Source organism: Nostoc sp. DedSLP04, from assembly GCF_034530775.1.
Lineage (GTDB): Bacteria > Cyanobacteriota > Cyanobacteriia > Cyanobacteriales > Nostocaceae > Nostoc.
The window spans coordinates 1-15,743 of the sequence record NZ_JAVRCL010000003.1 but is presented as its reverse complement, the minus strand read 5'-3'; the positions used below and the strand labels follow the sequence as shown (position 1 = coordinate 15,743).

10 protein-coding genes and 1 pseudogene are annotated in these 15,743 nt (G+C 39.8%); 6 read left to right on the top strand and 5 right to left on the bottom strand.

Going from position 1 to position 15,743, the window contains the following annotated elements:
- Window positions 1-127 precede the first annotated feature (127 nt).
- Together RMX89_RS02325 and RMX89_RS02320 are read right to left on the bottom strand one after the other, a co-directional pair.
- Entirely contained in the window at window positions 128-1,234 is a 1,107-nt protein-coding gene (locus RMX89_RS02325; RefSeq protein WP_322687770.1) for a response regulator, read from the bottom strand.
- 1,401 nt (window positions 1,235-2,635) lie between these two features.
- Window positions 2,636-3,127 carry a hypothetical protein gene (locus RMX89_RS02320; RefSeq protein WP_322675540.1) on the bottom strand — a complete coding sequence of 164 codons (492 nt, stop codon included), beginning with the start codon at window positions 3,125-3,127 and terminating at the stop codon, window positions 2,636-2,638.
- 2,332 nt (window positions 3,128-5,459) lie between these two features.
- Between RMX89_RS02320 and RMX89_RS02315 the strand changes: the two genes are divergently transcribed.
- From RMX89_RS02315 to RMX89_RS02295, 5 genes are all read left to right on the top strand, one after another.
- Window positions 5,460-6,689, top strand: coding sequence for a sedoheptulose 7-phosphate cyclase (locus RMX89_RS02315; protein WP_322687769.1), 1,230 nt, complete (start codon window positions 5,460-5,462; stop codon window positions 6,687-6,689).
- 4 nt (window positions 6,690-6,693) lie between these two features.
- On the top strand, window positions 6,694-7,527 hold the full coding sequence (locus RMX89_RS02310) for an O-methyltransferase (protein WP_322675537.1): 834 nt from the start codon (window positions 6,694-6,696) through the stop codon (window positions 7,525-7,527).
- Between the two features lie 59 nt (window positions 7,528-7,586).
- Window positions 7,587-8,984, top strand: coding sequence for an ATP-grasp domain-containing protein (locus RMX89_RS02305; RefSeq protein WP_322687768.1), 1,398 nt, complete (start codon window positions 7,587-7,589; stop codon window positions 8,982-8,984).
- 236 nt (window positions 8,985-9,220) lie between these two features.
- Window positions 9,221-10,273, top strand: coding sequence for a D-alanine--D-alanine ligase (locus RMX89_RS02300; protein WP_322675535.1), 1,053 nt, complete (start codon window positions 9,221-9,223; stop codon window positions 10,271-10,273).
- A gap of 387 nt (window positions 10,274-10,660) precedes the next feature.
- Window positions 10,661-11,572, top strand: a complete 912-nt coding sequence (locus tag RMX89_RS02295) for a beta-1,6-N-acetylglucosaminyltransferase (protein ID WP_322687767.1) — start codon at window positions 10,661-10,663, stop codon at window positions 11,570-11,572.
- Between the two features lie 319 nt (window positions 11,573-11,891).
- On the opposite strand, the gene RMX89_RS02290 is transcribed toward RMX89_RS02295, so the two are convergent.
- Together RMX89_RS02290 and RMX89_RS02285 are read right to left on the bottom strand one after the other, a co-directional pair.
- Window positions 11,892-12,695: a phytanoyl-CoA dioxygenase family protein gene (locus tag RMX89_RS02290; RefSeq protein WP_322687766.1), complete on the bottom strand. Its 804-nt coding sequence runs from the start codon at window positions 12,693-12,695 to the stop codon at window positions 11,892-11,894.
- Window positions 12,696-12,895: 200 nt separating this feature from the next.
- Window positions 12,896-14,341 (bottom strand): MFS transporter, encoded by a 1,446-nt coding sequence (locus RMX89_RS02285; protein WP_322687765.1) that lies wholly within the window; start codon window positions 14,339-14,341, stop codon window positions 12,896-12,898.
- A gap of 94 nt (window positions 14,342-14,435) precedes the next feature.
- Here RMX89_RS02285 and RMX89_RS02280 point away from each other — a divergent pair, with 94 nt between their 5' ends.
- Complete coding sequence (locus RMX89_RS02280; protein ID WP_322687764.1) at window positions 14,436-15,392, top strand: ABC transporter substrate-binding protein; 957 nt, start codon at window positions 14,436-14,438, stop codon at window positions 15,390-15,392.
- A gap of 68 nt (window positions 15,393-15,460) precedes the next feature.
- Here RMX89_RS02280 and RMX89_RS02275 read toward each other — a convergent pair.
- Window positions 15,461-15,743, bottom strand: a pseudogene (locus tag RMX89_RS02275) (hypothetical protein); the annotation flags it as partial.

Sequence of the window (15,743 nt, the reverse complement as noted above, 5' to 3'; positions counted from 1 at the left end):
ACCGACTTTTCGATTAGGGCTTGTAACTAATACCAATTTTAAAGAAGATATAGATTAACTGATTATTTGTCTTAAATATCTAAAATAATAGGCATGTTTAAATGGAGTGAGTTGCTATATTAGGAAATTAAACAATATGTTGAAAAATAACTTTTAGTAAATCTCCTTGTTTAAAAGGCTTACTTAAATAGCCTGATGCTCTGACCATCTTCGCTTTAGCTCTATCTAGAAATCCTACTTTTTCTGACACCATAATCACAGGTGTATTTTTAAAATATGAGTGTTTACGCAGCAAAGAGCAGAGTTCATATCCATCGAGATTAGGCATGGATATATCCAACAAAATTATGTCGGGTTTTATACGGATAATCTGCATTAGAGCCTTTAAAGAATCATTGACTCCGATAACAGAAAAGGTTTGCTCATCTAAATAACTTTTAATAGCATTCAATACCGTAGGACTGTCATCAATACACAAGATTGTGTAGATTTTTCTGTCAGCAGGCGGTTGGATGATTTGCTGACCTCTGTATTCATTAGTATTAATCGAGTAGGCTGCTGGTTTAAAGCTGTGTATTTTAGGCAATTTTGGCGTAGTTTTGGCTTTAGATTGTAGTTCATTTATTTGGAAAAATTGTGAGGTATGTGATTGATAACTTGATGATGTTTGACGATAAACCGCTTCTCTTTCAGAGACGCTAACGCGAACATTTTGGGGCGTTAAACATCGTTCAACTAATAAACGAACATTTAGATGACAAAACTTTGGCATATCATCTAGAAAACTCTCAGGAATAAATTCATAACTTCCCTCCTCTAAATTCAGAAATAACTCTAGAACTTCTAGCGCTAATTGCTCTATCAGCATTGCTGCTTGAGAAGAACTGATATATTTCTGATTGACTAACCAACAAATAGCCAGATAATCTGGGTTCGGTATTGCCTGATTTTCAATACCAGTTTCAAATATCGCCCGCAACTGATCTTTGATTCCGTCAGGGAGAGTAGAAATTTGCTGACTCAAACGTTGCAAATTTCTGTAAAGCGGCTCAAACATTTTCTCTGAGTAGCTGGCATAAATTAGTTTCCCCTCATCTACATATATTGACCAAGAGCCTGATGTGCTAAACACCTGTAAACAACCAGTAACCGACTTACCAGTAATTTTTTTCAACAAAGTTAGGGGCTGGAGCTTTTGGAAAAATCTGTATCTACTAATCGGAAGTGTCTTCATTGCGATCGCTCTGAAATAAAATTAACATTTGCAGGCAAAATTAGTGAATTACCTTTTCGGAATTCAGCGTGACTTTGTTGAAAGCACTATTCAGATAAATATAGCGGTCATATTTGAGTTAGTACAGAGATTCCACACCCCCCAACTCTTAATTCACCAATCTCTGTTAAGCTATAATCCACAACTTACAACTAAACCAATTAATGCTACTGACCAATAGCAAAATTGCCCGACTAGTTGCCAGGATATAGTATTTCAAAAATTAGATTGGTTTTCTGTATCTTTAGCTAATCTAGCCAATCTAACAGTAACTCAAGTGCCACACAAAGACCATTGGCTCTCGCCCATCAGTCACAAAAGTATCATTGTTATCCGTATTTTGTAGCCTAAAATTATAGATACTTGAATTCTTTTGCAAAAGTGTTTTGTCCCTAATCCTAAAGTCTGGAGCGATTAAAATTTACTGCGATGTAAAGGTAAATGTTTCTCTATCAAGACTTATAAGCATTAATTCCGCGCTGACGAAGTATGTTTTTATATCCGTGACGAAAGTCGTTGGGTACTTTTTCAAGAAGTTTATTCTTGAGGGCAACTTCACAAGAAAAAAAGTATTATTCAAAACTAAGCATTCCAAAAGCTCAATATCTTACTTAAGTTTGTGATTGTAGAGCAATTAGTCTTGGGATTTGGCAAAATTATCGCTTGCACAACAATAATGGTAAACCTCCGCCCAAGAATGATGCTGATAATTGCCGCCATGATGGTGTGTGGTGAGATGCGCAGGCGACTAAATCAGCAGAAGGGAATCTCTTCATAAGTACTGGAAACGGGTTTTAATGTTGTGTGAACCTAAATAGTCACCCTGCACAAATTGGAGTGATAAATTCAAGAACTTACAGGGAAATTCTTGATTAGTAGTAGATACCTTGCAAAATAGCTGTTTTCAGCTAGATGGTAGATAACAAGTAACATACTCACTAAAACTTAGATTACTATAATTTCCAAAAAAAATTAGCAGAAATATATAAACTTCATGATAATCAGTAAAGTAAACATGAAAACTAATTGATATCATTTTCCAGAAAATTGTTATAAATATTTATTTGTTAAAATGTCCGGGAAAGCTGAAAATGTATAGTAAAAGATAATTATATCTTTGCTTATCGAATCACACTTATAAAAAACTCAATTATTTTATGGTAGCAATTTATCCGAAAAATCCTAAGTTTGAAAAATCACAAATATAAATACAAAATTGTACGCTTAGGCATAGCCTGTCGTAAACATCACATTCATCAACCCATAAGATATATGTAGTGAAAAGACGCAAAGGAAATTCTTTGCGTCTTTAGCGTGAGATTTATAAGTGGACATTCTCACCGTTATACTTTCTCCATCTACTTAAAATTGCTCCCGCCAGCACCAGCTTAAAAGTGTACCACCAGCTATCAACTTCACTACTTCTAGCAGCCAATAACTACCGTGTAGTAAATTCATTGTCGATGGAATAGCAGCAGCAGCTTCAAATAGGTTGAGTTGAACTCCTATAGCGCACATCTGCGGAGTTAAGAAATAGGTGTCAAGTACAGCGATAGTCAACAGCAGCACAGATAAAACAATACTGCCAATACTCCAGTGATATCGGGTTTTGCTCAAAGCTAGTGCCCCAGTCAGCACTACAGCAGCTGATAATAATTCCATCCGATTGAAGTTCCAAAAAATCGCATAGCCTGCTGTCGTAAAACCAGCTTGACTCATCATCCCAGAAAGATAAAGGCTAGGCATAATTACCCAGTCCAAAACTAGACTAGCACTGAGCCAAAAGCCCAAGGTCAATACGATCGCGGTTTGCCAAATTGGTCGTTTGAATTCAATGTTAGAAATAGCAGTCATAAAATAATTGCGTGTGTTGTATTTCTTTAGTTTCTAACTTCACAAGCAATTTGACAACTAATATCAACTAACCTTTACAAAGCGATCGCTCTTAACATTCTGAAGTTAATACCAAGATTTTTTAACCTAAGTTAAGAAATCTTAAGATTTTATAAAAAGCAATTTAAATAGATTTTTTCTGCGAGAAATACTCAAGCATAACCCTTGAGCAACTCTTTAGAATCTATAACTCAATACGCTTGGGTTAAGAGTTATTTATGTATAGGTTGTTTTTTAATTATGAACTCAATCCCAATATTTATAAATACTTAACTTTTTATTGTAAAGTAACTAAGCGATCGCACTCACTCATTCCCTCCTTTGACAGCTATCTAACACAACAGTAACATTGTCATTTTTGAACGCAGATATGATATAAAAACAGCCTGTGTTCCACAATATCTTAGACTACGCCACTTGCGATCGCATATCGTGGCAATATTTTACTATCTATAGCAATCTGATTTGATTTCTGAATTAATCGTAGGGACTGGGGACTGGGGACTGGGGATGGTGGGGCCCCCTCTGGGGATAAGGGGTAATGGGGACTGGGAAGAAGGAATAAAGCTGTACTGAGTTTTTTTCAAAAATAAAATATGAGTCCTATATGTGAATTAGTGTACTGTTGAGTTCATTCGGTAAATCGCGAGCTTTTACCCGTGAATCTGCCTGCAAAAGTGAAACATTAGACCTATGAGCAAAAGTTCTTTTTGCACTCTTGCGGGAAAAATGACTCATCTTTATTGGGGAAAGTGAAAATAACAAATCTTTCCCCCTTTCCCCCGCCCCTTTTCCCGACAATGCCAAGAAGTTTATTGTATGTACGTGCATCTATAACCGGCAAAAGCGACGGATTTCGAGCAACATCACCCATAATTACAGCAGTTTTTATGTATTTGAACCACACCTGTCGTAAGGGTGCAAGGACTTGCGCCCCTACCGCGTGGTCTATTTACCTGAAAATACCTGTAAATTCACCAGATGTCTATTATATCAAGTCCGGTTAATTACTTATGATTACCGCATCTGTGCAAAAATCCCAAAAGCCTCTTTCCCCCAGCAATAACTGCGATCTAAATGATAAATCTTTAGTCGGATACGATATTAGATATAGATTTTGATAATATATTCTTGTATAAAGTATCTATCTTGAGACATATTTTTTGTAGATATTTGGTTATCCAGTACACTTCGCATGGTGGATTGACTTAAATATATTTACAGATGTTATGATTTGTATTAATGTAATGTAATGATTTGTGTTGTACTTTTCAGTTACCAATTAGTAAATTAATTGTTGGTTTAAGCTGAAAAGGCTTAATTTAGGGCTAAGAAGGCAATTTCAGCAAACTTAGAAACCTTTAATACACACAAGTATTCCTTAAAAAAGTTAAGCTTTTGTTACAAGGAACTCAGATACATTTAAATTCAGAATTTTCGGGAGTTGCTAAGGAAAGTATGCTGATTATTGAGTATTAATTTTACCCATCAAAGAGGTATTGTGCTGACATTTTGAATAGAATGCAGTAAGTCATCTTTGTTTTTAGCCATTTTATGGTTTGAGACTTGCAAATAAACAGCGAGATGAGGATTAATCATTTCTGTCATATCAAATGTCAGCCTAGAGATAGACAATGATAAACAATATGAGTAGTTTACTAAGATATGAGTTTTGCAAAGTCTAGCGATCGGAAGGTTGTTAGAGACAAATATAGTGGAGTTAATAAAAATTCAGGTAAACTTACTAAAAGTCCACTGTTATTATGAAGCAAATAGAATGTAGCGAGTTTAGTAATATAAGGTTTGAGACTAATGCTAATAAATAGCGAACTAACGATTAATCAGGGTTCTAATCTCAAATTGAAGCTTGGAGATCGACGATACAATCAGTTGTCTAGACTAAAATTTTTGCGGAATGGTACAGTTGGAAAGCCACTATATTTACATGTAGTGGAATAAATCTGAATTCAGATTAATTTCCCAAATTTCAAGTCAACAATCCACAGCAGAAGCAGGCAAGTATTGTGCGAATATACTGCTAGTAGGGCTAGTTGACTTGTTTGAGGTTATGCCGAATTAAAGGTTAACCCATCTACAGAATTTACTCAAATGAATGATGTTGTTTAAAAACATTGCCAGTCAGTAATAAACGTTAGCTTTTTATTAAAAGCTAATTTTTTCCTGTCTTTTATCTGAAAGGGTAAAAAGCATAGTTGTTTGCTGGCATACATTAGGGTAAATCGCAACTATTACCGAAATCTCACAACTTTTTAATTGGAATAAGGGCAACACAATGAATAAGGTACAAGCATCATTTGAAGCTACCGAAACTGCGTTTCACGTGCAAGGTTACGAAAAAATCGATTTTAGTCTTGTCTATGTGAACGGTGCATTTGATATTGAAAACCGAGAAATTGCAGATAGCTACGCCAAATTTGGTCGCTGTCTGATTGTAATTGATGCCAATGTTCATGAACTTTATGGCGATCAAATCAAGTCATATTTTAGACACTATGACATTGAACTGACAGTATTTCCGATCATCATTACAGAACCGGCTAAAACCCTGGCAACCTTTGAAAAAATTGTTGACGCTTTTTCGAACTTCGGCTTAGTTCGTAAAGAACCAGTTTTAGTTGTCGGTGGTGGTCTAGTTACTGATGTGGCTGGATTTGCTTGTGCTGCTTACCGTCGCAAGAGCAACTATATCCGCATTCCTACCACGTTGATTGGTTTAATTGATGCAGGTGTAGCAATTAAGGTAGCAGTTAATCATCGTAAAGAAAAAAATCGCTTGGGAGCATATCATGCACCTTTGAAAGTGATTCTGGATTTCTCATTCTTAAAAACCTTGCCAACTGCTCAAGTTCGCAATGGGATGGCAGAGTTGGTGAAAATTGCGGTAGTTTCTAACTTGGAAGTCTTTGAACTGCTATACGAATATGGCGAAGAACTGCTTTCCACTCATTTTGGACATGTGAATGCAACACCGGAAATTAAAGAGATTGCCCATAAAGTTAACTATGAAGCAATCAAAACTATGTTGGAGTTAGAGACTCCTAACTTGCATGAAATAGACCTCGATCGCGTCATTGCCTACGGTCACACTTGGAGTCCTACCCTAGAATTAGCACCTCAGATACCTCTATATCATGGTCATGCGGTCAATATAGATATGGCTTTGTCTGCAACCATTGCAGCACAACGCGGCTATATCTCCACAGAAGAGCGCGATCGCATCCTAGACTTGATGAGTCGTATCGGTTTATCACTCGATCATCCTCTTTTAGATGGGGATTTGCTCTGGTATGCAACTCAGTCTATAAGCTTGACACGAGATGGCAAACAACGCGCAGCCATGCCTCGTCCGATTGGTGAGTGCTTCTTTGCCAACGATCTAACTCGTGAAGAACTTGATGCTGCCCTAGCTGAACACAAACGTCTTTGTGCTAAATACCCTCGTGGCGGAGAAGGGGTTGACGCATACATTGAAAGTCAAAAAGGCAAGCTAGTAGGGGTGTGAAGATATGACGAGTGTTTTAGGGCGAGAAACAGCTAGACCGATAACGCCACACAGTATCTTAGTAGCCCAGCTACAGCAAACCCTCAAATTAGCAGAAGAGAAGAACATTCCTGTAGAGATATTAGATTCTTTGCGGCAGGGAGTTCAATTAGCGACGGGTTTAGATCCCTACTTGGATGATTACACCACCCCGGAATCGAGCGCATTAACAGCATTAGCGCAAAAAACAAGCATTGAAGACTGGAGCAAACGCTTCAGTGATGGTGAAACAGTGCGTCAACTAGAGCAAGAAATGCTCTCAGGACATCTGGAAGGACAGACATTGAAAATGTTTGTTCATATCACCAAAGCAAAGCGCATTCTAGAAGTAGGAATGTTCACAGGGTATTCAGCTTTAGCAATGGCAGAAGCATTACCAAGTGATGGGCAACTTATCGGTTGCGAAGTAGATGCTTATGTTGCTGAATTTGCTCAAGCTTGCTTTAGTGAGTCTCCCCACGGCGACAAAATTGTTGTAGAAGTAGCACCTGCTCTAGAAACACTCCACAAGCTGGCTGCTAGAAAAGAAGTATTCGATCTGATCTTCATTGATGCAGATAAAAAAGAGTATGTAGATTACTTCCAGATCATTTTGGATAGTAACTTACTGACTCTCGACGGTTTAATCTGTGTGGATAACACTTTGTTGCAGGGACAAGTTTACCTACCACCCGAACAACGCACCGCCAACGGTGAAGCGATCGCTCAGTTCAACCGCGTTGTCGCCGCCGATCCTCGTGTAGAACAAGTTCTATTACCCATCCGAGATGGTATAACGCTAATTAGACGCGTGGTGTAACAAAGTTTGTAGAGACGTTGCAATGCAACGTCTCTACAATAAACACAAAGGAAAGACTTATGGCACAATCAATTTCTTTATCTCTGCCTGAATCTCCAACATCATCAACAGGTGTTAGGGTTAAGGTAGTAGCTCTATTCAAAACTCTTGGTACTCTGACATTATTACTAATAGCCTTGCCGTTCAATGCGTTGATAGTATTGATATCTTTGCTGTGGGGCATTGTGCAATCGCCATTTACGAAAAAAGCGATCGTAGCTGCTCATCCTCAGACTATCTTGGTAAGTGGAGCCAAGATGACTAAAGCATTGCAACTTGCCCGTTCTTTCCATGCCGCAGGACACAGAGTTATTTTGATTGAAGGTCACAAATACTGGTTGTCTGGTCATAGATTCTCAAAAGCGGTAAGTCGTTTTTATACAGTTCCGGCTCCGCAATCAGACCCAGAAGGCTATATCCAGGCGCTAGTAGAAATCGTCAAGCAAGAAAAGGTTGACGTTTATGTACCTGTATGCAGTCCTGTCGCTAGCTATTACGACTCTTTAGCAAAACCTGTATTATCAGAATACTGCGAAGTTTTCCACTTCGATCCAGATATAACCAAAATGTTAGATGATAAATTTGCCTTTACCGATCGGGCGCGATCGCTTGGTTTATCTGTCCCCAAATCGTTTAAAATTACAGATCCTCAACAAGTTATTAATTTCGATTTTAGTCAAGAAACCCGCAAATATATTCTAAAAAGTATTGATTACGACTCCGTTCGCCGCTTAAATTTAACCAAACTTCCCTGCGACACCCCAGAAGAGACAGCAGCCTTTGTCAACAGTTTACCCATCAGTCCAGAAAAACCTTGGATTATGCAAGAGTTTATTCCGGGTATTGAGCTATGCACACATAGTACAGTGCGGGATGGGGAATTAAGATTGCATTGCTGTTCAAACTCTTCTGCTTTTCAAATCAACTATGAAAACGTCGAAAATCCCCAAATCCGTCAATGGGTGCAACACTTCGTCAAGAGTTTGGCACTGACTGGACAAGTTTCTTTCGACTTTATCCAAGCTGAAGACGGTACTGTTTACGCCATTGAATGCAATCCTCGTACCCATTCGGCAATCACAATGTTCTACAATCACCCTGGTGTTGCAGATGCCTATCTTGGTAAAACTCCCCTAGCTGCACCTCTGGAACCTTTAGCAAGTAGCAAGCCGACTTACTTCCTATATCACGAAATCTGGCGACTAACTGGTATCCGTTCCTGGAAACAATTGCAAACATCGGTTAATACTTTAGTGCGGGGCACTGATGCTATTTACAGTCTTGACGATCCTGTACCATTTTTGACTTTGCATCATTGGCAGATTCCCTTACTTTTACTGAAGAATCTGCAACAACTCAAAGGCTGGGTAAAAATAGATTTTAACATTGGCAAACTGGTGGAATTAGGTGGCGATTAAATAATTCGTAATTCGTAATTCGTAATTCGTAATTCTTCTCTACGAGAGGCTGCGCTCAGGACAAGCTCAGGACAAGCTCAGTACAAGTTCGTAATTCGTAATTCGTAATTGAAGAAGAATTTAGTAGATCGTAGCCCCCTCTTCGCTTGCGGGGAGGGGGTTGGGGGTGGGGTTTTTATAGCCCACTCAACTAAGAACCGCTATATAAATTCTAACAATACATAGGAAGATGAATCATGCCAGTACTTCGTATCCTTCATTTAGTTGGGTCTGCATACAATAATTTTTACTGTGATTTGTCACGCCTTTATGCCCAAGACTGTCTCGCAGCAATGGCAGAGCGATCGCAATATGATTTTCAAATTGCATACATCACACCCGATCGCCAATGGCGATTTCCTCCTTCCCTCAGCTCTAAAGATATTGCTGACACCAAACCGATGACTCTGGCTGATGCTATACAGTTTCTAACAGCACAAAACATTGACCTCGTGTTACCACAAATGTTTTGTATCCCTGGAATGACTGAATACCGCGCTTTATTCGACTTGCTGGAGATTCCTTACATTGGCAATACTCCAGATATCATGGCAATAACGGCGCACAAAGGCAGAACTAAAGCAATTGTTGAAGCCGCAGGGGTAAAAGTGCCTCGTGGAGAACTGCTTCGCCAAGGAGACACGCCGACAATCACACCTCCTGCGATCGTTAAACCCGTAAGTTCCGATAACTCTTTAGGGATGGATTTAGTCAAAGAAGCTACCGACTATGATGCTGCCCTGAAGAAAGCATTTGAATATTCAGATGAGGTCATCGTAGAAGAATTTATTGAACTCGGTCGAGAAGTCAGATGTGGCATTATTGTCAGAGATGGGGAACTAGTAAATTTACCCCTTGAAGAGTATCTGTTAGACCCCCATTCCAAACCCATCCGCAACCATGCTGAAAAACTCAAACAAACGGACGATGGCAACTTGGGTTTTGCTGCTAAAGATAATAAAAAGTCTTGGATTGTAGACCCTAACGATCCAATTACCCAAAAGGTTCAACAAGTAGCTAAGAAGTGTCATCAGGCTTTGGGTTGTCGCCACTACAGTTTATTTGACTTCCGCATCGACCCAGAGGGAGAACCTTGGTTCTTAGAAGCCGGGTTGTATTGTTCTTTTGCCCCTAAAAGTGTGATTTCCTCTATGGCGAAAGCAGCCGGAATTCCTTTAGATGAGTTATTAATCGCAGCTATCAATGAAACCTTGGGCAGTAATCAAAAGGTGTTGCAGAATTGCTCGTGATTTCTTGCTATAGGTTTTCCTGCTTGTAGTGGGTTGGAGAGCGATCGCAGCATTAATCAGCGATCGCTCTCCTATCGCTATTTGAATGCAGCTAGACTAAACCCTTATTCAACTACTAACAAATGTTTATAGCATTTCCTAATCACATGAGGTACATCAGAGCAAGCTCCTCGCTTGTTGGGAGGGGTTACTAAGCTGTTAAGCATATAAGAAAGCACATTGAGATCGCAGGGGGGCAGGGAGCAAGGGGGAAGATTTGCAGCTTTTATTACCATGAAAATGGTGCAATTTAAATGACGATTAGCTTATACCTCACTCAACCGAGAAACTATTATTCACAGAAACATACATATTTTAAAATATTTTCAATATACACAACTTAAGCAAATGTCTAATTCTCCCAGCAATCCTATAGGTTTTATTTTACTAACTCATACAAAACCTCTACAAATTTACAGACTAATAAATAAGTTAAATAGTATGTTTAACTATCCTCTAATTGTGTGTCACCATGATTTTTCAAAATGTGATTTATCTGTAGATACCCTGTCAAAAAATGTTTTATTAGTACGCCCTCATCTACAAACAAAGTGGGCAAATTTTACTTTAGTAGAAGCCACAATACAAGCACTTCAATTAATGTATGAAGTTCCAAATCCACCGGATTGGTTTGTATTACTCAGTGGCGCAGACTATCCCATTAAAACTGCAAAGCAAATATTGGACGAACTAGCCTCAAGTCAATATGATGCCTATATTCAATACGAGCAAATCACATATAAAACTTATAAATCTGATCTAAAACCGAATATGTTGTGGCTGAAAAATTCTTATCAACGATACTGTACAAAATCATTTTCTTTTCATTACTCAAAAACATATCTGGCACATCTGAATCTAGAAATATGCTTTGAACATCCACTATTGACAAAACCATTCCTTCCTTTTTCAAAACAACTTGCTTGTTTCAGTGGAAGTCAATGGTTTTGTGCCAATAGTAAAGCTGCTAAATACATTATCGATTTTCACAGTAAGAAAAATGCCTTAACCTTGTACTACAGTAAGCTTAAGTATACAGATGAGTCGTATTTTCAAACTGTACTTGCTAATGCATCTCATCTGAAGCTGCAAAACGACCGACGACGCTACATTGATTGGTCAGATGGAGGTTGTCATCCCAAGACATTGCTTATGGAAGACTTGCCAAATTTACTTGCATCATCTGCTCACTTTGCTCGGAAATTTGACATTGATATAGATAGTAACATTCTTGATGAACTTGATAAGATTACATCCTAGCGATTACATATTTTGAAGGTTTGTAGTAAGCATTTTCGTGTTGAAAAAATAAGGACTATAGTCCTTATCCCTCTCCTGAGAAACAAGGCAGGAGGCAGAAGGCAGAAGGCAGAAGGGAAGAGGATTTGACTTGTTTCTTAAAAGAGGGATTACCCTTCGAGTTCATTAATCGCTCGTAGGGAAACTCCCTGGTTTAGGAGACGCTTTGGGTTAGCGTCTCTGAAAGAGAAGCCTCTCCCTTTGGGAGAAGATCGCGCGAACTTACTACGAACTTGCTTCTCGATCAATTTAAACTTGACACAGTAGTAGCGATTTTCAACTAGCGATGCAGTTCAACTCTAGGAAATATATCGCAGTCTATCGGCTCACCAGATTTTTTGGTTTTGAATGAATTCAATTCTGGTAAATCAATTTCTTCAACAGGTCTGAAAGGCCATGCTTTCGGGCGGTGATAGTAAGTAACATCATCGCCAGTCCAATTGGTAACTACTGCACGTCGTTGTGTAGAAGATATGTTGGTTACTGAATGATGAATTGTCAGAAAATGATGAACCAAGCAATCTCCAGGCTCCATATCCCAAGACAAAATTTCGCGAGGTTCTGGCTCTACAAACCAGGAGGGGTTTGATCCTTCACGTAACTCTTTGCCCCATTGATGAGAGGCTTTGATATACTCTAATCGACCATTTTCTTGGTTGGCACTATCTAAAGCCAGCCAAATTTTACAACACTGCCAGCCTTGTATCGGCCAGTAAGGTAGGTCGTTATGCCACCCAACACGGCTGTTTGTTTTCGGCTTTTTAACAAAGAAACCGTCGGTCAAAAAGTTCAGTTTTTCTGATTTCAAGACTTGAGCGGCGAGGGATGCTAGCGGAGATTCAAAAGCCAAAGCACGGAAATCAGCATCGGTGAGCCATAAGCTACTGGTATGTTCCACATGACCTTCTGGTCTGGGAATACCCTTAACTTCTAAAGGGCCGGGGATTAATACATTCTTATCAACGGCTGTTCGCATCCGTTCTACCCAGATGTCATCCAAAACATTTTTGACGCAGATAACGCCGTCTCGCTCGAAAGCTTCAACTTGTTGGGTGGTGATTTTTGATTTGTCTACCTTAAGCATTACGAAAAAACGAATAAAGTCAGATTTATGTAATAACAGATTTCTAGAATCTGCTTTACTGACATTAACTTAGTCACTAAGTTATAAATCTTTATTACTGTAAAGTAAAGATAGAAGTTAGCAGTTCTTCCTATAGGCGGATAAATCTCCAAGTTGAGTACAACTTTTTGTGTTCATATCCGCAACAAAGAGATTTCATCCTAACTACCTAAGTCTTTTTTAACAATGAGTGGCACAAGTGAAGCTAATCGTAATACACCAGATACAATAAATACTTCTGCTATGCCAAAAGACCCAGCAAATTGAGCGATGAAGCCACCGATAGTTGCTCCTAAAGCACCACTTGCCCCAGCAACAGCTGCTGCGATCGCAAAATATATAGACTGATTTTTCACTGGTGCAATCTCTATCTGAAGATTGTTGTTACACAAGTCAACTCCTCCCCAATTAGCTCCAATAAAAATGTGTAACAGCGGCAACCATAGCCAAAGATCGAGAGGACTAGAACCCATCTTCAGCCACAGCCAAGGTATGACTGCAATGAGAATTCCATTAGAAATTAGAATCGGACGATTGCCTATTTTATCTGCTAATCTACCCCAGACGATCAGCATTAGCATGTGTGCTCCTGCTCGCAGACTGTTGTAGAAAGTTACCCAACTCACATCCAAATTCAGTGTGTCTAGCAAGTAGAGGTTAAAAAACGGGGCACTTAGATTAACAGCAAATGTCCATGAGCCGAAATAAAGTAGAAACACCAAAAAATTAGAGTTTTTCCAAATGCTGCTATCTATCTGATTTTGAGGAGTTGGCATTTGCGGCAGAGAGATTGGTTCAGATATCTCAGCAGGTTCATTTGGTGCTAAGTCCGACTGAATCTCACTGGTTTGAGATGAGTTAGCATAATAAGTATTTTGTAGTTGAGGGTTTATATCAACCTGAAAATACTGACACCCCAAGCTCACAATTCCAAAGATAATGCCTAAGAACAAAACCACCCCATAACCTTGAATAGCTCCCCCGTACCAATGTGATACAGCAAGACCAGCTATTGGCAAACCGACCAACTCGGTTAAGTTAGCAAGGCTATTGCGTAGCCCGAAATATCTACCTCGTAATTGCCGTGGAACTAACATTGCCATCCAACTCAACCAAGATGCGGCTCCTAATCCTCCTAAAAAATTGCTGCATACGAGAATCAAAAGCGACAATATCACTAATTGGTTGGAATTAAGCCCTCCCCAACTAAAGCTAACAATGCCAATTACTAAAATCAGCCATAGTAGCCGACCAATCCCATGAGTGCGAAGCGAATACTGAAAACGGCTAGTGCTGCGTTCAGACAAATAAGCACCCATCGGCTGAAAAAGATTCACCAACATGGGGATAGAACTCACCATGCCAAATACCACTGGACTGGCATCTAACTCCACCAAGAAATTACCTAGCAAAATTGCGCCAGTACCAATAGAGAAAAGTGCTGCGAAAACACCATCGATAGTAGAAGCACTCAAACTGGTGCGAACAGCATCTTTAGGAATACGAGGGCTGAGTGTTGAGCTAGGAGAGAGTGTTGGGGATGGTGAAGCAATCTGAGCAATTTCTATAGAAAGAGGCGCACCTGTTTCAATTTGAGAAGAATCCATAAATCTAGTATTTAAGAAAATAATTAGGATTTACGCATCATACACATGTACTATACTAAGTTTAGGCTTTTGAGCTGTAGATATCGGAGCTTATATGCCAAAGTTATTGGTATTTAGCGCCTACGTTGTGATTATTGTTTCGGCTTTCTCGCTGTCTGGCTGTATACGCGAAAAAACAAAAAAAATTGTCGGATTTTCACAAACGGAAAACATTGGGCCGTGGCGCATTGCCGAAACCAACAGCATTAAGGAGGAGGCCGCCAAGCGTCAGAAAACTTATGATTTTCTGATGACAGATGCTCAGGGACAGACATCGAAGCAATTTGCCGACATTGAGGATCTAATCGCACGACAAGTTGATGTGATATTTCTTGCTCCACGCGAGTATGAAGGTCTTACGCCCGCCCTCGAAGCAGCGAGAGCAGCAAAAATACCGGTTTTTCTCATCGACCGTGAAGCGGCAGGAAGACCAGGCGAACATTTCGTCAGCTTTCTTGGGTCGGATTTTATCGCCCAAGGTCGCCGCGTTGGTGAATGGCTAGCCCAGACGACCAACGGTAAGGCATCCATCGTGGAACTCACAGGAACAGCGGGTTCATCGGTTGCAATCGATCGGGCTAAGGGGTTTCGTAATGCGATCGCCAGTTATCCCAACATGAAAATCATCGCTACGCAGACGGCAGATTTTTCGCGGGCTGCGGCAGTGCGTGTAATGGAAAACATCATCCAGGCCAAAGGTTCCGACATTACCGCAGTGTATGCTCACAACGACGAAATGGCATTGGGTGCCATCCAGGCTCTCAAATCCGCAGGTATGAAGCCTGGTAAGGATGTAATGGTCGGTTCAATCGATGGTCAAAAAACTGCACTTGAGGCGATAATTCGTGGTGAGCTTGGTGTTAGTGTCGAGTCGAACCCGCGTTTTGGCCCGCTTGTTTTCGCCACAATGGAAGAGTATTTTGCTGGCAAGAAAATTCCTCCTCGGATTATTCTCAAAGACAGACTCTTCGACGTAACCAACGCCAAGGATTTCGTCGATGAAGCATACTAATACCAATTCTCCTTGCAGGAGAGAGGCTTTAAATTCTCCCCCTTCCTTGGTAAGGAAGCAGGGTGGTTTCATACGAAAAAAGAAAAATACATAAGTCTTGATTTATCGTTTTGTAGCATGGTTTTTACCCCTCTCCAAACCTCTCCCCGAAGCGGAGAGAGGCTTTGAAACCCTGTTTTAGGGATTACCAAGAAATAAATTATCCAATCTTGTGGGGTGGGCGTCTCGCCCGCCCAAGGCTTGGGGCGGACAAGATGTCCACCCCACAAGAAATAATTGTATGTTTTTTTATTTGGAAGTACCTCAAAACGACTTTCAAGTACCTCAAAACGACTTTCAAGTACCTCAAAA

Excerpts from the sequence above, each read along its gene's own strand:
- RMX89_RS02285 (WP_322687765.1), bottom strand. The coding sequence starts at position 14,341 with ATGGATTCTTCTCAAATTGAAACAGGTGCGCCTCTTTCTATAGAAATT.
- RMX89_RS02295 (WP_322687767.1), top strand. The coding sequence starts at position 10,661 with ATGTCTAATTCTCCCAGCAATCCTATAGGTTTTATTTTACTAACTCAT.
- RMX89_RS02315 (WP_322687769.1), top strand. The coding sequence starts at position 5,460 with ATGAATAAGGTACAAGCATCATTTGAAGCTACCGAAACTGCGTTTCAC.
- RMX89_RS02300 (WP_322675535.1), top strand. The coding sequence starts at position 9,221 with ATGCCAGTACTTCGTATCCTTCATTTAGTTGGGTCTGCATACAATAAT.
- RMX89_RS02310 (WP_322675537.1), top strand. The coding sequence starts at position 6,694 with ATGACGAGTGTTTTAGGGCGAGAAACAGCTAGACCGATAACGCCACAC.
- RMX89_RS02305 (WP_322687768.1), top strand. The coding sequence starts at position 7,587 with ATGGCACAATCAATTTCTTTATCTCTGCCTGAATCTCCAACATCATCA.
- RMX89_RS02280 (WP_322687764.1), top strand. The coding sequence starts at position 14,436 with ATGCCAAAGTTATTGGTATTTAGCGCCTACGTTGTGATTATTGTTTCG.
- RMX89_RS02325 (WP_322687770.1), bottom strand. The coding sequence starts at position 1,234 with ATGAAGACACTTCCGATTAGTAGATACAGATTTTTCCAAAAGCTCCAG.
- RMX89_RS02290 (WP_322687766.1), bottom strand. The coding sequence starts at position 12,695 with ATGCTTAAGGTAGACAAATCAAAAATCACCACCCAACAAGTTGAAGCT.
- RMX89_RS02320 (WP_322675540.1), bottom strand. The coding sequence starts at position 3,127 with ATGACTGCTATTTCTAACATTGAATTCAAACGACCAATTTGGCAAACC.